Below are 18,784 nucleotides of genomic sequence, written 5' to 3'. Positions count from 1 at the left end.
GGCTTTTAATTAATACTTCTATTTTTTGTTATTCTTCTTTCAGCAAGAACAATACCAAACTTTAGTCAATTTCGACTAAAACTGGACAATGATCAGAATGAACAGCATCTGGAAGAATAACGGCACGCTTTAATCGATGCTCCATCGCCTTACTAACCAAATTATAATCAATACGCCAGCCTTTGTTATTTCCACGAGCTCCAGCACGATAACTCCACCACGAATAATGATGCGGATCTTTATTGAAATGACGGAAACTGTCGATAAAACCAGATTTCATAAAAGCGTCTAACCAAGCGCGCTCTGCAGGTAAAAATCCAGAAACAGTTTTGTTGCGGACAGGATCATGAATATCAATCGCTTCGTGGCAAATATTATAATCACCGCAAATAATAAGATTCGGAATTGCTAGTTTTAGTTCATTGATATACGTTTGAAAATCATCCATAAACATAAATTTATGATCTAATCTTTCAATATTTGTTCCAGACGGAAGATACAAACTCATTACTGAACAATCTTCAAAATCGGCACGAAGATTACGACCTTCAAAATCCATATGATGAATTCCTGTTCCGTAAACAACGGTCTTCGGCTCAATTTTAGACAAGATTGCAACACCACTATAGCCTTTTTTAGTTGCGGGATAATAATATTGATAAGGATAGCCCGCCGCCGTTATAGCATCAACCGGAATCTGATCCTGTGTTGCTTTAATTTCCTGAAGGCAGATAACATCAGGACTTGCCTGCTGCAGCCATTCAATAAATCCTTTAGTAATTGCGGCACGAATTCCGTTTACATTATAAGAAATAATTTTCATCTTGGTAATTTTTTTAGGATTCCAAATGTAATAAAAAAGTGGAAAGTTTGTAATTGAATAAAGGAAAAGTAGAGTTTTTTGTTATCTTTGTTCGCTACTCTAATAATTTAAAAATAGTACATGGGTTTAGTTACCGCGAAAGAAGTTGCAAAGGCAATAAATGTTGATAAGTACGGAGTATTTGGTACTTTTTCAGGCTGGATTCTTATGAAGGTTCTTAAGATCTCGACCCTTAATAAAATTTACGATCGCAACAAACATTTGGAAGACCTTGCGTTTTTGAACGGAATTTTAGATGAGATGGAAATCAAATTTGAAATCCCTGAAGAAGATTTAAAACGTCTGCCAAAAGATGGGGCTTACATTACTATTTCAAATCATCCCCTTGGAGGAATTGATGGAATTTTGCTTTTGAAATTAATGCTTGAAAGAGAACCAAATTTCAAAATTATTGCCAATTTCTTGTTACACAGAATTGTCCCGATGAAAAAATACATTATGCCGGTTAATCCTTTTGAAAACCATAAGGATGCAAAATCGAGCGTAATTGGAATTAAAGAAACACTACGTCACTTAAGCGACGGAAAACCACTTGGGATTTTTCCTGCTGGAGAAGTTTCAACTTATAAAGATGGAAAACTAGTAGTTGATAAACCTTGGGAAGAAGGCGCTTTGAAATTAATCAGAAAAGCTAAAGTTCCTGTTGTTCCAATTTATTTCCATGCCAAAAACAGTAAATTATTCTATTGGCTTTCAAAAATTGACGACACTTTACGTACAGCAAAACTTCCATCAGAATTGCTAACTCAGAAAGACCGCGTCATTAAAGTTCGTATTGGAAAACCAATTTCTGTAAACGAACAAAACGAGATTGAATCGTTTGAAGAATATTCAGAGTTTTTAAGAAAAAAAACCTACATGCTGGCCAATCCTTTTGAAAAGGACACCAAATTGATTGATACGGCAAGCCTTAAGATTTCGAAAGCGCCGAAAAAAATCGTTACTCCAGTCAACGAATCAAAACTTATTGCTGAAGTTCAAGCTTTAAGAGACAACGATTCCCGATTCTTGCAAAGCAAAAATTATGAAGTATTTTTTGCAAAAGCAAAATCAATTCCGAATATCTTGCATGAAATTGGTCGTCTTCGCGAAATTACTTTCCGCGAAGTTGGCGAAGGAACAAACGAATCAATTGACCTTGACGAGTACGACCAGTACTATCATCATATGTTTTTGTGGGACGACGAAACAAAAAAAATCGCAGGGGCTTATCGAATGGGATTAGGCTCTGATATTTACCGCAAATATGGCATTGAAGGTTTTTATCTAACAGACCTTTTCAGGTTTGAACCTGAACTTCACGATATGATGAGCAAATCTATTGAAATGGGTCGTGCCTTTATCACTCGTGAATATCAACAAAAACCGATGCCATTATTTTTATTATGGAAAGGCATTATTCACACAACTCTTCGCCATCCTGAGCATAAGTATTTGGTTGGAGGTGTAAGCATCAGTAATCAATTTTCTGACTTCTCAAAATCATTGATGATTGAGTTCATGAAATCAAACTATTATGATCCCTATATTGCACAATACATTCATCCGAAAAAAGCATATAAAGTAAAACTGAAAGACGCTGACAAAGACTTTATTTTTGATGAAGCTGAATCTGACTTAAACAAGTTTGACAAAATCATTGACGAATTAGAACCAGGGAATTTACGCCTGCCGGTTTTGATTAAGAAATACATCAAACAAAACGCAAGAGTTGTTGCTTTCAACGTTGATCCATTATTCAACAACGCTATTGACGGTTTAATGTACATTAGAATAGCCGATATTCCAGAAAGCACCATGAAACCGGTTATTGAAGAATTTCAGCTTGAATTAGAAAGGAAATTATCTGAAAAAGAAGACTAACACAATCTATCAAACATAAAAAATCCCATCTGCCTAGGCAGATGGGATTTTTGTTTTTACAATTTTTATTAAAACTGGATTTGCTTAATTTCTAAACTAAAACCACGCTTTTCTTCCAAGTTGGTAAGTTTTATAAAACTCATCATCAGATTTTGTCAAGTAAATTATACCTTCCACAAATCCAACCATACCGCCTAGCCCACAAGTAACAACGCTTACTATTAATTGAATAATTCCTTCTTTAGTATATCCTAAATAAAATTTATGCGCACCAAAAGCTCCTAATAAAATCCCTAAGACTCCTGCTATAACTTTCTTATTCTCAACATTTCCTGATTTTGTGTTTTCCATTTTTTAATTATTAAGGTTTTTAAAAATTCATTTTAAGAAAAATCTTAAAAGACCTCAAAATTAAAAATCACAAAAAGAGAATTTGCTTCCAACAAGCCAATATTGTATTAAGAAAAGACATTTTAAAGGATTAACTTCTTTTAAAACCAACCTTTATAACCTACTTGGTACGTTTGATAAAAGTCTTCGTCTGTTTTTGTTAAATATAAAATTCCTTCAATAATTCCGATTACACCTCCAACACCACACATAAGGCCCAAAAGCAACTGAATAATACCTTCTTTAGTGTAACCAAGATAAAATTTATGAATTCCTAATGCTCCTAATAAAATTGCCAATATTCCTGCAACAACTTTTTTGTTTTCTTGCTGGTATTGTGGCGGATTGTTCCAATGTTCTGTTTTTGTATTTTCCATAATCTTATTTTTTTTAATTTTAAAATAATACTTGAGTAAAAAACCTGATATTCAATTTATCAAAACTGCAACCTCCTTAAAACCAAATTGATTGATGCAAAATATCATCGAAGGAATTATTTTTCACAAAAAAAATCAATCTTATAAAATGATAGACAGCCAAAAAAATTGCTAATCCGTATGCTAATCTCTTATTATACAAAAGTCCGACAAAATATTCCTTTTTAGTGACCAACTCCGTTAAAAGTACAAAAATTGTTAAAACACAAAACAAAACAACAAATGGCCCCAAAACATGATAACTAATTGATTTCATCAAGTTACCTTCATAAAAGTAAACAAGAGATTTTGTTATTCCACAGCCCGGACATGGAAAACCTGTCAACATTTTAAAAGGGCAAAAAGACTGATCGGTTTCTAAGTGATCATTATTATTATCAAGCATTAAAAAAAACGGAATTATCAGTGTAATAAATGCACCGATAATTCCGTAAATTTTACGTCTTGATTGACTATTATTTATATAACCTGTTGATATCACCTTGTACAATCATAGCTGCAGCAATAGGAAAAAAGAATCCTAAAACAATTAGTAAAGTAGATTGATCTTTTTGAAGTTCACCTGTTCGCTCATAAACTTTTGGTAAACCTTCTTTCCCTGCAAGGTAGTAGAAATAAATATTAACCGGCAAACAGCAACCAGCAAAAATTGCAATAGGTTGCGAAATAACTTCTCTCTTTGCTACAGCATTCAAAACCTCAGCTACTTTAATATTCCAATAAATTAAATACAACCCACAAGTTAAAAATCCAAAAATCAATACCATAATAGGATCAACCTGAAATACCGGGATTGGTTCTTCAAAATGATCAGATGTTTTTTCTAAATCCATTTTTTTCTTAATAAATTCGTTAATTCCTACTCTTAGGATTTTCGGTTTTCTCCGAACTTCAAAAAAAGAAACTACTTAGAATCATTCTTTAAAATTCGGAAACAATATTATTAAAAATTAACAAATAAAACTAATCTTGCCAAATAAAATTTACAGGAAAAACCTCGTTATTAAAAACCAAACACGAGGCACTATTTTTTCTCATAAACTGCCTTGATTTTATTGACAATTACTTGCGCTAAACGCTCATGGCTTTCAAAAGTCCATCCTGCAATATGCGGTGTCAGCAAAACATTTTTAGCATCTAATAAATATTGAAACGCTTCTGGTGTGTTTTTATCCTGAAAAAGGGTCTCAAATGATAATTTCTCATATTCCAAAACATCCAGACCTGCACCCAGAACCTTTTTAGACTTCATTGCTTCAACTAAATCGGCTGTGACTATATTTTTTCCGCGAGAAGTATTTATTATCCAAAATGGCTTCGAAAACGCGTTTATAAAATTTGCATCAACCATTTTGTCTGTTTCAGGAGTCCAAGGCAAATGCAAACTCAAAACATCGGCACTTTTTTGCAATTCTGCCAATGAAACTTGTTTTGCATTTTCGTCTCCAATATTTTCTAGAATATCACAAAACAAAACTTCAGTTTCAAAACCGCGAAGTTTTTTGGCAAAAGCTTTTCCCATATTCCCATAACCAATAATCCCAACTGTTTTTCCATCGAGTTCATGACCACGATTACTTTCTCTGTTCCAGTGTCCAGCTCTTACTTCAGCATCGGCCTGATTAAGATTGTTGAACAATGATAAGATCACACCAAGAGAATGTTCGGCAACGGCGTTTCGATTTCCTTCTGGCGCGGCAATTAAATGAATTCCTTTTGCAGAAGCATACTCACAATCAATACTTTCTAAACCAGCGCCAACCCGTGCAATGAATTGCAACTTAGTTGCTTTGTCTAAAAAAGTCTTGTCAATCTTAAAACGACTGCGAATTACAATTCCGTTATAATCATGAATTTTAGCTTCAATTTCTTCTTTAGAAGATTTAAAATCAGCATGATTTTCAAAACCTGCTTCTTCTAGTTGGTTCCACAAAACGGGATTATTGCTGTCAATATGAAGAATTTTTACACTCATTTTTCTTGAATTTAATATCAAACAAAAATACAGTAATTATTGAAGATTCGCTTGTGTTTTATGAATCCATGAAAACGGAAAAAAGCAAATTCGTTTTATTTTTTTAACTTTGAAAATAAGAGACTAAAAAAACGAACTCTCTCAAATCTCTGCAAAATCAACCAAATGGAACTAACCAAGACTTTTAATTCTTTTTTCAATAACGAAAAATCTGGCGGACTGCTATTGTTGTTTGTGACAATCTGCTCGTTGTATCTTGCAAATTCCGCTTATTCTGTTGAATATGTTTCTTTTTGGGAAAAAGATTTAGCCGGACATTCCATCACTCATTGGATCAATGATGGCTTGATGACAATTTTCTTTTTGCTGATTGGACTGGAACTGGAACGCGAAATCTATCATGGCGAATTATCGAATATCAAAAACGCTTCTTTACCAATTATGGCCGCGCTTGGCGGAATGCTCGTTCCGGCGGCAATTTTTTTAGCTTTAAATTTTGGGACTGCAACACAAAATGGAGCAGGAATTCCCATGGCAACCGACATTGCATTTGCAATTGGAATTTTATCTCTATTAGGAAATAAAGTTCCCCCTTCTTTAAAAGTTTTTTTAACCGCACTTGCCGTAATTGATGATTTGGGAGCCATAATTGTCATTGCCGTTTTTTATACTACTTCAATTGCTTTTGTGAATCTTGCCATTGCATTAGGAATTTGGGGATTTCTATTTGTTTTAAACCGAATGAAAATTAACAATATCATTCCATACTTAATCGGTGGCATTGTAATGTGGTATTTTATGCTGAATTCTGGCGTACATGCAACAATTACCGGCGTAATATTAGCATTTGTAATTCCGTTTGGCGACGGCAGTGAAAATTCATCTTCATACAAATTACAGCATCTATTACACAAACCTGTTGCTTTTATCATCTTGCCGCTTTTTGCCATTGCAAATACATGCATTGCTATAACACAAGATTGGCATGAAGGCTTGAATCATCCAAATACGTATGGAATTATTCTTGGTTTAGTTGTTGGAAAACCTTTAGGAATTGTACTTTTTTCATCAATTGGGGTAACGGCAGGTTTATGTGCTCTACCGAAAAAACTAAAATGGGCTCATATTTTAGGCGCTGGAATGTTGGGCGGAATTGGTTTCACTATGTCAATTTTCATAACCATTTTAGCTTTTAAAGATCCTGAAACGATTGTATTCTCCAAAATTGCTATTCTGATTGCGTCTATGCTTTCTGGATTTTTTGGGTTTTTCTATTTAAAACATACTTTGAAAAAGGACCTAAAATCAAAATCATGATTGCAAGAATCTGGCACGGAAAAACAAAAATGGAAGATTATGAAACTTATACCGAGTTTATAATCAAAACTGCCATTCCAGATTATGAAAAAACTCCAGGCTTTGTGAAGCTTTCTTTTTTAAAAAGCATCAAAAATAATGAAGGACATTTTTTGCTTATAACCTATTGGGAAAATTGGAAAGTCATTAAAAACTTTGCTGGAGAAAATATTGAAAAAGCCAAATATTATCCCGAAGATGAACAATTTCTTTTAGAATTTGAAGAAAATGTCGAGCATTTTGAAGTTTTTGCCTAAATGAAAAATATGAAGACATTATGAAAAGAATTCGAATTATACTTTTTTCTTTAACAGTTATATTAGCATTATCATTTGGAGCAGTTATGTATTTTATGATCTTCAAAAAAACAGAAACTCCAGAATGTGGAACCCGAGATTTACCTTCTTGCGGAAATCCCGACTTAACTGCCAATCAAAAAAAAGGAAAAGAAGTATTTGATTCTAATTGTTTGGCTTGCCATAAATTGAATTCAAAATCGACTGGACCAGCACTTCACGAAGTTGATTCAATTGTTTTTGTAAACTGGCTTACTAATAAAAAGTATAAAATTGACTCTACAAAAGTGGAAATTTTAGCCATTGATTATCATAAAACGGTGTTTTCAAAAACGTTATCTAAAGAAGATGTCGCACGTTTAATTGAATATTGCCATTCCAAATAAAATTCCAAATCCTAAAAACAAAAAATCCCAAATCCCAGTTAAAAGTTTGGAATTTGGAATTTGATATTTCAAAAATTGAAATTTTTATTTCAACAACCCTTTGATTTGCTTCAAAGAAGTTTTAATTCCTTTTATCAATGATGAACTAAAACCATTATGCTCCATTTCATTCAAACCAACAATCGTACAACCTTGTGGGGTTGTTACGCGGTCAATTAATTGTTCTGGATGTACTTTCTCTTCTAATAACATTTTTGCCGCTCCTTTTGCCGTTTGTGCAGCGATTGCTAAAGCTGTACTAGAATCAAATCCAATTTCGATTCCAGCCTGCATAGAAGCACGAATATATCTTAAAGCATAAGCAGTTCCGCATGCACCAAGAACAGTTGCTGCATCCATCAATTTTTCATCAATTACAGGAGCGGTTCCTAAATCCTGAAACAAGTCAACTATTGGCAAAGCTTTTTCTCTATCTTTTTCTGGAAAAGAAATACAAGTTGCCGATTCTCCAAATTGTGCCGCAATGTTTGGCATAATACGCATAACCGGATATTCATTATTTGTTTTTGACTGAAGCATATCCAAAGACAAACCACTAACTGCTGAAGCAATTGTTTTGTTTTGAACAGCAGGCAAAATTTCAGCCAAAACAGTATCAACTTGATAAGGCTTTACAGTTAAAATCACAACATCAGCTTCCTGAATATTGTGTTTGTTATCATTAGACACTGTGATTCCATATTCAGACAAATATTGAATACTTGCAATGTTTCTTCTTGTAACAGTAACTTGATTGTTTTTCGAAAATTTAGCAATTCCCAAGGCAATAGAAACCCCTAGGTTTCCTCCTCCAATAATATGTACTTTCATACTGCTTGGTTTTAATTTATTTCTGGCTGATTGACACCGTATTTTTTCGGCTACAAATTACATAGAATTTAAAGATTTTAAATCACTGTAAGCTGTTAATTTGTGCCAAAAATCTAAAATCCAAGAATCATTTTTGCTACTCCAAAGTAGAGCATAATTCCAAAAACGTCATTTGTTGTTGTGATAAACGGACCCGTTGCAATTGCAGGATCTATTTTATTTTTATGAAGAAAAAGAGGCACAAGTGTCCCCAAAGTTGCTGCAAACAAAATCACTACAATCATTGAAATTGAAATCGCCAATCCAACAGAATATTGGCCATACATAAGAGAATGATATCCTAAAAGAAGCAAAGAAATAATGCTTCCTGAAATCATAGAAACGGTAAGTTCTTTGCTAAAATAACTACGGCTGAATTCTTTCAAAGTACCATTAGCCAAACCTTGCACAACAATTGCCGAAGCTTGAACACCAATATTTCCAGCAGTTGCTGATAATAAAGGCACAAAAATAATTAAGGTTGAATATTTCTGAAAAGCACTTTCATTGTCTTTTAACACAAAAGATGCTACTATTTCGATTACCATCCCAATTAAAAGCCAAGGCAAACGTGCTTTTGTTAATTCAAGAACACTATCATTACTTTCAATATCCTGCGTAATACCCGCCGCTAACTGGTAATCTTTATCGGCTTCTTCCTTGATAACGTCTACGATATCGTCGATTGTAATTCTCCCTACTAAACGCCCGAGCTCATCAACAACCGGAATTGCTTCCAAATCATATTTCTGCATAATACGCGCTACCTCAACATCCTCAGTATCGACATTTACGAAGTTTAATTTTCGGATATAGACATCGCCAATCTGAGTTTTGGTCGAAGAAGTCAATAAATCTTTAAGTGATAGTCTTCCTTTTAGTCGGTTTTCATCATCAACCACATAAATTGAATGTACTCTTGAAACATTTTCTGCCTGAATACGCATTTCTTTTACGCAAGTCAAGACATTCCAGTTTTCATTGACTTTTACAAGCTCTTTACCCATCAAACCACCCGCTGTGTTTTCGTCATAGCGTAATAATTCGACAATATCTTTTGCGTGCTCAACATCAACCAATTCGGAAATAACTTCTGCTTTGATTTCCTGCGAAAGCTCGGCGATAATATCCGCGGCGTCATTTGTTTCAAGCTCATCAAGCTCTTCTGCAATTTCCTTTGGTGAAAGTCGGCTTAAGATATTTTCACGCAAATCTTCTTCTAATTCAAGAAGAATTTCAGCAGTTTTGTCACTATCTAAAACTTTAAAAATATAGGTTGCTTCGTCAAAATCTAATTCTTCTAGAATTTCAGCGATATCGGCGTGGTGAAGATCATTAAGTAAAATTTCAAGTTCATTGTCATTTTTCTTAACGATAAGTTCCTCTAATTCGTGGATAAATTCTTTGCTAACTTTGAACTCCATCGGCTTCTATTTTTTGAGTCAAAACAATAAATTCGTCAACGCTAAGTTGCTCAGGACGTTTATCAAAGATAGTGTCTTCTCGCAAATTGTCTGATAAATTTAATGTTTTCAAACTGTTACGTAATGTTTTTCTTCTTTGCTGGAAAGCTGTTTTTACGACATTAAAAAACAACTTTTCGCCACACGGAAGACTATAGTCTTCCTTTCGGGTCATTTTCATCACACCCGACTTGACCTTGGGCGGAGGAATAAAAACATTCTCGTCTACAGTAAACAAATACTCAGTATCATAGAAAGCCTGTGCCAAAACGGACAAGATTCCGTAAGTTTTTGATCCTTTTTTCTCGCAGATTCGCTCTGCAACTTCCTTTTGAAACATTCCAGAAAACTCTGGAATCTGATCTCTAAATTCTAATGTTCTAAAAACAATTTGAGACGATATGTTATAAGGAAAGTTACCAATAATAGCAAATTGCTTGTTTTCGTAAATCTGGTTTATATTGTATTTCAGAAAGTCTTCTGAAATGATTTTGTCTTTTAATTTTGGATAATTCGCATCCAAATAGGCAACGGACTCTGTGTCAATCTCAATTACTCGGGTTGTAATTGGTTTGTCAAGCAAGTATTTAGTAAGCACACCCATCCCTGGTCCTATTTCTAAAACCTCGTCATATCCCTTTAAGCTCAAAGTATCAGCAATTGCTTTTGCAATACTTTCATCTTTAAGGAAATGCTGTCCTAAATGTTTTTTGGCTTTTACTTTTTCCATTTTCTTACCTATTTTGCCACAAGGCTGCAAAAGTATTCTTTTTAAATCAAAGGCTCAAAGCTTTGTCTTTATTTTTTTGCCACGAAGGCAGAAAGACACAAAGCTTTATATTCTTTTGCCACGAATTCTACAAATTATCACAAATTTTAAATCAAATAATCTGTGTAAATCCGTTTAATCAGCCAAATCTGTGGGCAATTCTCTTTTCTGAAAACTGAAAACCGAGACTGAGAGCTAATTAATGCTCTGAAATAACTTCCAATTCTGTTCTGAATGAAAGCATTTTATCAGCAAATAATTCTAATGCTTCTCTGTCAAATCTTGGCTGGTCTTCCAAATAATATTTTTCAAGTGTATCCTTGCTGTCTGTTGTATATTGAACAGAATACGTGACACCTCCCATTTCTTCTTCAACTAAAACCTTTACAATTCGTGCAGATGAAAATTTTTCAGTTGCCAAAATTTCCGGTATGTGTTTTTCCTGCATCCATTTCAACCATTGGTCGTGAACGCTTTCGTGTATATTTGTCGTGATGTTGTAAATAATCATTTTTTTCTAAGGTTCTGAGGTTCTAAGATCCTAAGGTTCTGAGGTTTTTCTCAAAACTTAAAAACAGATTTCCTCGTATTTCTAATTCTTCTTTTTTTTGGAATTTGGAATTCCGTTTCGGAATTTAATTCTACAAATTCTTGTCTCCTCTTAACTCTCTATATTTTTTTCTGGCATCAACAAAGTAAATACTGTCTTGATGATTGAAAATTACCTTTTCATACAAGGGTTTTGCTTTTTCAGCATCATGAAATTCATCATTGTAAATTTCTGCCGAAAAAAACAATGCTTCATCAACATAAATACCGTCTCCATGATGGTCTATGATTTGTTGATATTGGCTTAAAGCCGCATTATAATCTTTTAAACTTTCGTACATCTTACCTAATCGCAACATGGTTACAGCTTCAATTTCTTGTCCTTTGAAGGCTTTCAAAATACCCTGAAACTGTGTTATTGCTTCTTGTTTTTTATTCTGATAAATTAAAAAATCACCTTTTGCAAATTGCTTTAATGCCGTTTGCGTCGAATCGGCCACCGTATTGTCGTTTATCAATAAAAAATACTCAAGAGCATCATTAGCGATCAATTGTGTATTTGCTGATTTTAATTCTTTGAACTGTTTCAAAGCCCATTCAAAATCAGTTTTATAATAACTTGTTTTTGCCGCTTTTAAACTCGCTTCATGCGCCATAACATCATTCTTCAAATCCAATTGAATCTGCGAATAGTAAATAAGCGCTTGATTAAATTTTTCCTGCAAAAGCAAAATATCTCCCAATTCCATTTTGGCATCTGCTTCTTGGTAATCATTTAAATTGAGCTCCAAAGCGTGTTTTACAATTGCAATACCTTCTTCTGGCTTTTTCAAATTAAAAGCCGTAAAATGCGCTCTAATTAATTGCAAAGATAAGGTAAACGGAGTTACTTCATAAGTTGCAAGCAATTGCTGCAGTTCGGCATCAATTGCTGGGTAATCTTTTTCCTGCGCTTTATCAATTTTAATTTCCATTAAATAATAATTGGTCTGCACCAATAAATCCAAATCTTTGGTATTTAATAAAATAAAATTCAAGATTTCAGCAGCAGTTTCGGTATCATCTTCATTCAGCGCAAATTGACTCAAATTGACAATACTTGAAAGCGATTCTGGTTCTCGTTTATAAATTGCTTTTTCTTGAATAAACGCTTTTCCAAACTCTTTTTGCTGTACATAAAACCAACTTAAATAATGATTCCAAAATACATCCTGATCTTTCTGCGTTTTTAAAATCAATGCTTTACGCATAGCGTCTTTAAAAGCAGTACTATCGGTTTCACCGTTCATGAAACGCGACAATTGCGCCTGAATCAAATTAGCATTTTGTGGGTTCTTATAGGATTCTGTTAGCAGAAGATCAATCATTTCATCTGTTTTCCCCAATTGACCGTACAACATTCCAATCTGAAAATTAAAATTATAATTCGGCTGAATCTGCATTGCCGTTTGATACGCTTTTAAGGCATATTCCAACAATACTTTCTTCTCAAACGAATTTCCAATTCCGTAAACATCATTCGGATTTACTTTGATTTTCTCAATTGCCTGATCGTAATAGCTTCTTGCTTTGGATTCATTTTTTTGCAATTGGAAATTATATCCCAACTCAACCAAAAAAACACCTTGTTTGTATTTGTTGTAACGATCTTGAATTGCTTTTTCAGCTACCGAAAATTGTTGCAGTTGCTGATAACAATCAATAACTCTTAAAAAATATTGGGTATTTGATGGTGCGCTGTTTAAAAGCTCCTCGTAACTGACTTTTGCTTTTTCAAAATCGCCCTTATCGTAGTAATATTGAGCAAGTTGCTCATTTTGGGCAAAAGTAAAACCAGACCACAACAAAACGATATAGATAATGATGTTTTTCATATTTCAGTTTTTTAATGTGGCATTTGAAATAATTAAGAAACCTAACAGGTTTTAAAAACCTGTTAGGTTTAATACTCTAAATTACAAAAAATTTAGTTTATAATATCAAATCCGCAGTAAGGACGTAAAACTTCTGGAATTACGATTCCTTCTGGAGTTTGGTAATTTTCTAAAATTCCGGCCAAAACTCTTGGCAAGGCCAATGAACTTCCGTTCAATGTATGCGCCAATTGGTTTTTACCATCTTTATCTTTGAAACGTAATTTCAAACGATTTGCCTGGAAAGTTTCGAAGTTAGAAACCGAACTGATTTCCAGCCAACGATCCTGCGCAGTAGAAAATACCTCAAAATCATAAGTCAAAGCCGATGTGAATCCCATGTCGCCTCCGCAAAGACGCAAAATTCTGTACGGCAATTTTAATTCCTGCAAAATGTTTTTTACATGTTCAACCATTCCGTCAAGCGCTTCGTATGATTTTTCAGGATGCTCGATGCGTACAATTTCAACTTTGTCAAATTGGTGCAAACGGTTTAATCCGCGTACGTGCGCTCCATAAGAACCCGCTTCACGACGGAAACATGGCGTATATGCTGTTTGAAGAACTGGCAATTCACTTTCGTTTAAAATCACATCACGGAATAAATTTGTAACTGGAACCTCAGCCGTTGGAATCAAATATAAATCGTCTAAACCTGCGTGATACATTTGCCCTTCTTTGTCTGGCAATTGCCCTGTTCCATATCCAGAAGCTTCATTTACCAAATGCGGAACTTGAACTTCATTGTACCCAGCAGCAGTATTTTTATCTAAAAAATAATTGATTAAAGCACGTTGCAAACGAGCTCCTTTTCCTTTGTAAACAGGAAAACCAGCGCCCGTGATTTTTACACCAAGCTCAAAATCTATAATATCGTATTTCTTTACCAATTCCCAGTGTGGTTGCGCGCCTTCGTGCAAAACCGGAATTTCTCCTTCTTGAAAAACATTCAAATTGTCATCTGGAGTTTTTCCTTCAGGAACAATATCAGCAGGCAAATTGGGTAAAGTGTATAATTTGTTTGTCAATTCAACAGCAAGAGCTTCGGCTTTTTCACCTAATTCTTTACTTTTTTCTTTTAATGAAACCGTTTTTTCTTTTAAGATCGCTGCTTTAGCTTTCTCTCCAGCTTTCATTAATTCGCCAATATCTTTGGATAATTTATTAGATTCAGATAAAACATTGTCTAATTCTACTTGCGCAGCACGACGGTTTTCATCTAATTGCACCACCTCTTCAACAACGCTTTTAGCATCGATATTTCGTTTTGCTAAAGCCTTGATTACTTTCTCTTGATTCTCTCTAATAAATGCGATTTGTAACATAGCTTGTTTTTTATAACTATTGTATTTTTTATAACGGAAGCAAATTTAAGCAAATGTTTGGTAAGATTGCTACAAAGTTTTTGTGGAAAATTTTCAAATCAACATTTCATCCTTCAACGATTTACATCAAGAAAAAAACGGAAACAGCTTAAAAAAGCCATTTCCGTTTTCACGATAAACCTTGACGATTCAAGATTTAACTATAAATTTTTGATTTTTTATCTGGTATATACCGTGATAAAACCTGACGCATCTCTCAATTTCAATTCCTTAAGTGTAAGATTCACAATATCTTGAGTTTTACTTACACCATTTACAACCGTAGTTAAATTATTGTGTGATCTAGAATAAATCCCTGACTGAACTGTTAAGGCACAAGCACTTACAACTGAACTATAATCCCCAACATTTACTGTGTTGTCCAATTTTAATTCTAAATAATCTTTGTTACAACCACTTTGATTCTCTGCTGCATCAGTTAATGTTTCTGTACCATTTATAACAGTTCCGGTTTTACTTAAATCCCATTTCCCTGATAGCGGTACTAGTGTTTCTCCTTCATTGTCGTCATTGCTGCACGACATAGTAGTTAATCCAATACACAATAATAGCCCTAATAATATACGTTTAGTTTTCATGTTTATTTTCTTTAAAATTAATACTGCTAAATTAATTTTAAAGCCTGCAAACATGTTACATAAATTGCCAGATCATTTATATAATTATTAGAAATTCGTAAATAAATCCGTTCGAAACGCTTAAAAATTGCGAAAAACATTTATTTGCACTCAACAAGTAATTGCTGCAATGTTCCAAGCTACTGTTTCGGTAGTTCGATCTCCAAAAGCCCATTTTACTGATTTAACGTATAAGATCCTGTATATTCTATTGAATAATTAATCTTTTTGACATTTAAAGCATATTATAAAATTTATGCACGCTTAATTTCATGTCCTACAAACTCTTCCAAAACAGCAAACATATCATCTACTGAAAGTGCTTCAAAATCCGGATGCGTCTTTAAAAAGTTAGCATTCAGTTCAACCAAATTTTCTTCCAATTCAAAAAAAGCATTATTATTAAAAGAATCGCGAATAGGATTTGCGCCTTCCAGTTTTCCTTTCAAAAATTTATCTAATTTAATATTGCTGGTGATTCTAACTTTTTTGCTTTGTTCCAAAAACAATTCTAAGTGTTTTTCTGCACCAATTAAAGCCAAACCTTCTTCAATTAATTCGTTCAAATCTTTATTCCAGCCAGAATTATGAACAAATTTCGCAAAATTTCCCTGCGTATATTGTGACCAATAATAATCCAGATAATAACTTGTCAATGCATCTTCATGAATAAATTCATCATCCACACCTTCTTCGCGCATTAAATTGATTACCGAAATATTCGAATGAATCACATCCTGCGGATTTTCACTATTATTTGCCGTTTCTGAAACTAATATTCTGCCAAATTCCTCCATTTCTATATCATTTGTTTGATTTGATTTTGCCACTATTGCTTTCAAACGAAGTTTTTGCGCCTCCTTCTCTTCACGAAGTTTCGCTTTCTTTCTGTTCAGCAATTTAGTATGCAAAGCTTTGTTTTTAGTATTTTTCTCTGGTCCTTTTGCCATGGTTTTTCTTCTTTTATAGTATAAATACTCAAGAATTGTTTTGCAAATTTCGGAGAAATATCAATATGTTTCAGAATATTTTTTTGGGCGTTTCCTCCGGCCGGGCTATCCGCTGCAAGTCCTCGCTCTTCCTTCGTCAGGCTGTGGGCTTTCCGCTTCTATCCCTAACGCAACCATTTCGTAAAAACCACATCTATCTAATTAACAACGAATTAAAAATCAAATCAATAAACCAAAACCAAAAAACGATGAAGCAGATTTTATTTATTTTCAGTATTTTATTTATTCTTACTGGCTGCAGCAGTGACGAATCAGAACAATCAAACGTGGAATTTTCAAGCATTCTTTATGGAGATCATTTTAGCGGAAATTACGATAATCAAAAAGCAAATCTTGTTATTAAAACTCAAAAACAATTTGATGATCTATTAACAAAATACAAGCTGGGCCCTAACCCATCGGAAAACTCTATGCCTCTAAATATTGATTTTAAAAAATATCAAATTATTGCCGTTATCGATCAAGTCAGAAACTATGGTGGTTATTCTATAGATATTACCAAAATTACTCAAACCAATAAACGTATATTTGTTAAAGTAGAACAATTAAAACCTGGAGGTTTTGCAACAGTAAACACACAACCATATCATATTATTCAAATGCCTAAGAGCAATAAAAAAGTGGTTTTCGAATAAAATTTCAAAATATATAAAATTGTAAAAAACAGCAGTACATTTTCGTTTACTGCTGTTTTATTATAATTTTATACAATCTAATTGAAACGTCATTATTAATGAATCCAACCTTCTTTTCAACCCAAGAAAAATTCAGAGAATGGCTGGAAAAGCATCACGAAAACGAAACTGAACTTCTAGTAGGTTTTTACAAAGTGAAAAGCAAAAAGCCATGTATGTCTTGGTCAGAATCTGTAGATCAAGCACTTTGTTTTGGTTGGATAGATGGCATTCGAAAATCAATTGACGAAGAAAGTTACACCATCAGATTTACGCCAAGAAAAAAATCGAGTATCTGGAGCGCCATCAACATCAAAAAAATCGAACAACTCACAAAAGCCGGACTCATGAAAGAAGCGGGACGCATCGCTTTTGAACATAAATCAGAACAAAGAGTCAAAATTTATTCGCACGAAAATGAAGCTTATATTCTTGATCTCGATTTAGAAAAGCAATTTAGAGCCAATAAAACAGCTTGGGAATATTTTACAAATCAGGCACCATCATACAAAAAAGTAATGATTCACTGGATTATGAGCGCCAAACAAGAAAAAACAAGAATTGCAAGACTTGAAAAAGCAATAAATATAAGCGCCGAACAAAAACGGATGCTGTAAATATTGCAAATAAACCGTAATTTTATTCCGTATAAAAAAACAGAGCTAAAAAGAAAAAAGTATGATGGGAAGAAAAACATTAGAGTATTATGTTTTAGATGTATTTTCAAATAAAAGCTATCAAGGAAATCCACTTTCTGTAGTTTTTACAGAGGGCAATTTAAAACTAGAAACCTATCAAGATATTTCTAAAGAATTTCGCTATTCTGAAACCTCTTTTGTTTACTACTCTCCACGTGACAAAGCACTTGTCGTTCGTTCTTTCACTCCAACCGGAATTGAAATCGACGGCGCCGGACACAATTTACTGGGCGCAGTCTGTGGTGCGTTGCTAAAAGGGATGCCTATTTTTGATGAGCAAAACGAAAGCGAGCCTTTTGTCGTGATGAAACATTCTGCAATTCCATTAACTGTAAGCTTTGATCCTGTTACCTTTTATCCTGTGGTTCAAATGCATCAAAAATCGGCCGTCATTAAACAGGAAATTCCAACCTATAAAATTGCGGTAGCGCTCGGCTTAAAAATTGAAGATTTAGATGTAAATGCTTTTGTTCCAACAGTAGTTAAAACAGAAGTTGCACATACAATGGTTCCTATAAAAAACAGTGAATTACTCAACAGCTTTGTTCCCGACAATCAGCTCTTGATCGAAATTTCCAAAGAATATAATTTTGAAGGTTTTTATTGTTTCACCATTGCTGATGAAAATGAAGAACATATAGTCGAAACGAGATTTTTCAATCCTATAATTGGCATAAATGAAGATCCTGCGACAGGAACCGCTGCGGGTCCTTTAATTGGTTTTTTAACCCAAAAAAAATTCACTAAATCCGACAAGGAATATAAAATCCTTCAAGGCGTAAAATTAAAACAAGCCTCAATGATTGAAGTCATGAACCGTGAAGAAGATATTTTAGTTGGAGGTTCTTCGATTATTACCATGAAAGGGGAACTTTATTTATAAAAAAAAGCGACATTTTAGGATGTCGCTTTTTTTGTGTTTAAAAAACTGAATTTCTTAGTTTGTCTTCATTGGAGGCAAATCAAACGCCTTTGAATCATGTTCAAAATTGTTTCTGTGCGCGCCATCGCAAAATGGCTTATTTGCCGAATGTCCGCAACGGCAAAGTCCTAAAGCTTGTCTTCCTTGTAATCCGTAAACAGTTCCTTCTGGATCCATTATTTCAAAATCGCCTTCAATTTTGATTGATCCGTTTTTATTGATGATTAATTTCGTCTTGCTCATAAATTTGTTTTTTGTTTTTTTCGAAAGGCAAAGATTGCGAAATATA

Annotated in this window: 22 protein-coding genes; 7 read left to right on the top strand and 15 right to left on the bottom strand. The window is 33.8% G+C overall.

Translation table 11 applies throughout. From position 1 onward, the window contains the following. Positions 1-61: 61 nt before the first annotated feature. A complete protein-coding gene (locus H600_RS0103370; RefSeq protein ID WP_026727472.1) occupies positions 62-823 on the bottom strand; it encodes an exodeoxyribonuclease III in 762 nt (253 codons plus the stop codon). A 120-nt stretch (positions 824-943) separates the two neighbouring features. Here H600_RS0103370 and H600_RS0103365 point away from each other — a divergent pair, with 120 nt between their 5' ends. After that, positions 944-2,746 carry a GNAT family N-acyltransferase gene (locus tag H600_RS0103365; RefSeq protein WP_026727471.1) on the top strand — a complete coding sequence of 601 codons (1,803 nt, stop codon included), beginning with the start codon at positions 944-946 and terminating at the stop codon, positions 2,744-2,746. A gap of 96 nt (positions 2,747-2,842) precedes the next feature. Here H600_RS0103365 and H600_RS0103360 read toward each other — a convergent pair whose 3' ends face one another. The 5 genes from H600_RS0103360 to H600_RS0103340 all read right to left on the bottom strand — a co-directional run bounded on the left by H600_RS0103360 (position 2,843) and on the right by H600_RS0103340 (position 5,548). After that, positions 2,843-3,097, bottom strand: coding sequence for a TM2 domain-containing protein (locus H600_RS0103360; RefSeq protein ID WP_026727470.1), 255 nt, complete (start codon positions 3,095-3,097; stop codon positions 2,843-2,845). Positions 3,098-3,237: 140 nt separating this feature from the next. Then, positions 3,238-3,513: a TM2 domain-containing protein gene (locus tag H600_RS0103355; RefSeq protein WP_026727469.1), complete on the bottom strand. Its 276-nt coding sequence runs from the start codon at positions 3,511-3,513 to the stop codon at positions 3,238-3,240. Positions 3,514-3,589: 76 nt separating this feature from the next. Then, positions 3,590-4,054 (bottom strand): DUF2752 domain-containing protein, encoded by a 465-nt coding sequence (locus H600_RS0103350; RefSeq protein WP_026727468.1) that lies wholly within the window; start codon positions 4,052-4,054, stop codon positions 3,590-3,592. Beyond that, on the bottom strand, positions 4,029-4,406 hold the full coding sequence (locus H600_RS0103345) for a DUF4234 domain-containing protein (RefSeq protein ID WP_026727467.1): 378 nt from the start codon (positions 4,404-4,406) through the stop codon (positions 4,029-4,031). The genes H600_RS0103350 and H600_RS0103345 overlap by 26 nt, the downstream gene beginning before the upstream one ends. A gap of 191 nt (positions 4,407-4,597) precedes the next feature. After that, positions 4,598-5,548: a 2-hydroxyacid dehydrogenase gene (locus H600_RS0103340; RefSeq protein WP_026727466.1), complete on the bottom strand. Its 951-nt coding sequence runs from the start codon at positions 5,546-5,548 to the stop codon at positions 4,598-4,600. A 165-nt stretch (positions 5,549-5,713) separates the two neighbouring features. On the opposite strand from H600_RS0103340, the gene nhaA reads away from it, so the two are divergent. Genes nhaA through H600_RS0103325 form a run of 3 tightly spaced genes read left to right on the top strand, consistent with a single transcriptional unit; the run spans position 5,714 to position 7,586 of the window. Continuing rightward, positions 5,714-6,865, top strand: coding sequence for a Na+/H+ antiporter NhaA (gene nhaA / locus H600_RS0103335; RefSeq protein ID WP_026727465.1), 1,152 nt, complete (start codon positions 5,714-5,716; stop codon positions 6,863-6,865). Beyond that, entirely contained in the window at positions 6,862-7,161 is a 300-nt protein-coding gene (locus H600_RS0103330) for an antibiotic biosynthesis monooxygenase (RefSeq protein WP_209320111.1), read from the top strand. Before nhaA ends, H600_RS0103330 begins: the two co-directional genes overlap by 4 nt. A gap of 20 nt (positions 7,162-7,181) precedes the next feature. Next, positions 7,182-7,586, top strand: coding sequence for a c-type cytochrome (locus tag H600_RS0103325; protein ID WP_026727463.1), 405 nt, complete (start codon positions 7,182-7,184; stop codon positions 7,584-7,586). A gap of 84 nt (positions 7,587-7,670) precedes the next feature. Here the strand turns inward: H600_RS0103325 and proC are convergent, their stop codons facing one another. The 8 genes from proC to H600_RS0103275 form a co-directional block, all read right to left on the bottom strand. Then, complete coding sequence (gene proC, locus H600_RS0103315) at positions 7,671-8,456, bottom strand: pyrroline-5-carboxylate reductase (protein WP_026727462.1); 786 nt, start codon at positions 8,454-8,456, stop codon at positions 7,671-7,673. Positions 8,457-8,569: 113 nt separating this feature from the next. Beyond that, positions 8,570-9,919, bottom strand: coding sequence for a magnesium transporter (gene mgtE / locus H600_RS0103310; protein ID WP_026727461.1), 1,350 nt, complete (start codon positions 9,917-9,919; stop codon positions 8,570-8,572). Next, on the bottom strand, positions 9,903-10,688 hold the full coding sequence (gene rsmA / locus H600_RS0103305) for a 16S rRNA (adenine(1518)-N(6)/adenine(1519)-N(6))-dimethyltransferase RsmA (RefSeq protein WP_026727460.1): 786 nt from the start codon (positions 10,686-10,688) through the stop codon (positions 9,903-9,905). Before rsmA ends, mgtE begins: the two co-directional genes overlap by 17 nt. A 238-nt stretch (positions 10,689-10,926) precedes the next feature. Further along, positions 10,927-11,238, bottom strand: coding sequence for a DUF4286 family protein (locus H600_RS0103300; protein ID WP_026727459.1), 312 nt, complete (start codon positions 11,236-11,238; stop codon positions 10,927-10,929). Positions 11,239-11,368: 130 nt separating this feature from the next. Beyond that, positions 11,369-13,150 (bottom strand): tetratricopeptide repeat protein, encoded by a 1,782-nt coding sequence (locus H600_RS0103295; RefSeq protein ID WP_026727458.1) that lies wholly within the window; start codon positions 13,148-13,150, stop codon positions 11,369-11,371. A 92-nt stretch (positions 13,151-13,242) separates the two neighbouring features. After that, positions 13,243-14,514, bottom strand: a complete 1,272-nt coding sequence (gene serS, locus H600_RS0103290; protein WP_026727457.1) for a serine--tRNA ligase — start codon at positions 14,512-14,514, stop codon at positions 13,243-13,245. A gap of 218 nt (positions 14,515-14,732) precedes the next feature. Next, a complete protein-coding gene (locus H600_RS0103280; protein ID WP_026727456.1) occupies positions 14,733-15,152 on the bottom strand; it encodes a lipocalin family protein in 420 nt (139 codons plus the stop codon). A gap of 293 nt (positions 15,153-15,445) precedes the next feature. Then, complete coding sequence (locus H600_RS0103275) at positions 15,446-16,141, bottom strand: DMP19 family protein (RefSeq protein ID WP_245176533.1); 696 nt, start codon at positions 16,139-16,141, stop codon at positions 15,446-15,448. A 248-nt stretch (positions 16,142-16,389) separates the two neighbouring features. On the opposite strand from H600_RS0103275, the gene H600_RS0103270 reads away from it, so the two are divergent. The 3 genes from H600_RS0103270 to H600_RS0103260 all read left to right on the top strand — a co-directional run bounded on the left by H600_RS0103270 (position 16,390) and on the right by H600_RS0103260 (position 18,456). Further along, a complete protein-coding gene (locus H600_RS0103270) occupies positions 16,390-16,836 on the top strand; it encodes a protease complex subunit PrcB family protein (RefSeq protein WP_167330291.1) in 447 nt (148 codons plus the stop codon). Positions 16,837-16,934: 98 nt separating this feature from the next. Then, positions 16,935-17,492, top strand: a complete 558-nt coding sequence (locus tag H600_RS0103265; RefSeq protein WP_026727453.1) for a YdeI/OmpD-associated family protein — start codon at positions 16,935-16,937, stop codon at positions 17,490-17,492. Between the two features lie 61 nt (positions 17,493-17,553). Then, positions 17,554-18,456 (top strand): PhzF family phenazine biosynthesis protein, encoded by a 903-nt coding sequence (locus H600_RS0103260; protein WP_026727452.1) that lies wholly within the window; start codon positions 17,554-17,556, stop codon positions 18,454-18,456. 54 nt (positions 18,457-18,510) lie between these two features. Here H600_RS0103260 and H600_RS0103255 read toward each other — a convergent pair whose 3' ends face one another. Continuing rightward, on the bottom strand, positions 18,511-18,738 hold the full coding sequence (locus H600_RS0103255; protein WP_026727451.1) for a CDGSH iron-sulfur domain-containing protein: 228 nt from the start codon (positions 18,736-18,738) through the stop codon (positions 18,511-18,513). Between the last annotated feature and the right edge of the window lie 46 nt (positions 18,739-18,784).

Source organism: Flavobacterium denitrificans DSM 15936 (assembly GCF_000425445.1).
GTDB classification, from domain to species: domain Bacteria; phylum Bacteroidota; class Bacteroidia; order Flavobacteriales; family Flavobacteriaceae; genus Flavobacterium; species Flavobacterium denitrificans.
This window is presented reverse-complemented; position numbering and strand designations above follow the sequence as displayed.

What these genes read in the sequence shown, in the direction of transcription:
- H600_RS0103325 (WP_026727463.1), top strand. Translation starts at nt 7,182, where the DNA reads ATGAAAAGAATTCGAATTATACTTTTTTCTTTAACAGTTATATTAGCA.
- H600_RS0103370 (WP_026727472.1), bottom strand. Translation starts at nt 823, where the DNA reads ATGAAAATTATTTCTTATAATGTAAACGGAATTCGTGCCGCAATTACT.
- H600_RS0103365 (WP_026727471.1), top strand. Translation starts at nt 944, where the DNA reads ATGGGTTTAGTTACCGCGAAAGAAGTTGCAAAGGCAATAAATGTTGAT.
- H600_RS0103270 (WP_167330291.1), top strand. Translation starts at nt 16,390, where the DNA reads ATGAAGCAGATTTTATTTATTTTCAGTATTTTATTTATTCTTACTGGC.
- H600_RS0103295 (WP_026727458.1), bottom strand. Translation starts at nt 13,150, where the DNA reads ATGAAAAACATCATTATCTATATCGTTTTGTTGTGGTCTGGTTTTACT.
- rsmA (WP_026727460.1), bottom strand. Translation starts at nt 10,688, where the DNA reads ATGGAAAAAGTAAAAGCCAAAAAACATTTAGGACAGCATTTCCTTAAA.
- H600_RS0103265 (WP_026727453.1), top strand. Translation starts at nt 16,935, where the DNA reads ATGAATCCAACCTTCTTTTCAACCCAAGAAAAATTCAGAGAATGGCTG.
- H600_RS0103255 (WP_026727451.1), bottom strand. Translation starts at nt 18,738, where the DNA reads ATGAGCAAGACGAAATTAATCATCAATAAAAACGGATCAATCAAAATT.
- H600_RS0103275 (WP_245176533.1), bottom strand. Translation starts at nt 16,141, where the DNA reads ATGGCAAAAGGACCAGAGAAAAATACTAAAAACAAAGCTTTGCATACT.
- H600_RS0103280 (WP_026727456.1), bottom strand. Translation starts at nt 15,152, where the DNA reads ATGAAAACTAAACGTATATTATTAGGGCTATTATTGTGTATTGGATTA.
- H600_RS0103330 (WP_209320111.1), top strand. Translation starts at nt 6,862, where the DNA reads ATGATTGCAAGAATCTGGCACGGAAAAACAAAAATGGAAGATTATGAA.
- H600_RS0103300 (WP_026727459.1), bottom strand. Translation starts at nt 11,238, where the DNA reads ATGATTATTTACAACATCACGACAAATATACACGAAAGCGTTCACGAC.
- H600_RS0103260 (WP_026727452.1), top strand. Translation starts at nt 17,554, where the DNA reads ATGATGGGAAGAAAAACATTAGAGTATTATGTTTTAGATGTATTTTCA.
- H600_RS0103345 (WP_026727467.1), bottom strand. Translation starts at nt 4,406, where the DNA reads ATGGATTTAGAAAAAACATCTGATCATTTTGAAGAACCAATCCCGGTA.
- proC (WP_026727462.1), bottom strand. Translation starts at nt 8,456, where the DNA reads ATGAAAGTACATATTATTGGAGGAGGAAACCTAGGGGTTTCTATTGCC.
- H600_RS0103355 (WP_026727469.1), bottom strand. Translation starts at nt 3,513, where the DNA reads ATGGAAAATACAAAAACAGAACATTGGAACAATCCGCCACAATACCAG.
- H600_RS0103360 (WP_026727470.1), bottom strand. Translation starts at nt 3,097, where the DNA reads ATGGAAAACACAAAATCAGGAAATGTTGAGAATAAGAAAGTTATAGCA.
- mgtE (WP_026727461.1), bottom strand. Translation starts at nt 9,919, where the DNA reads ATGGAGTTCAAAGTTAGCAAAGAATTTATCCACGAATTAGAGGAACTT.
- H600_RS0103340 (WP_026727466.1), bottom strand. Translation starts at nt 5,548, where the DNA reads ATGAGTGTAAAAATTCTTCATATTGACAGCAATAATCCCGTTTTGTGG.
- serS (WP_026727457.1), bottom strand. Translation starts at nt 14,514, where the DNA reads ATGTTACAAATCGCATTTATTAGAGAGAATCAAGAGAAAGTAATCAAG.
- nhaA (WP_026727465.1), top strand. Translation starts at nt 5,714, where the DNA reads ATGGAACTAACCAAGACTTTTAATTCTTTTTTCAATAACGAAAAATCT.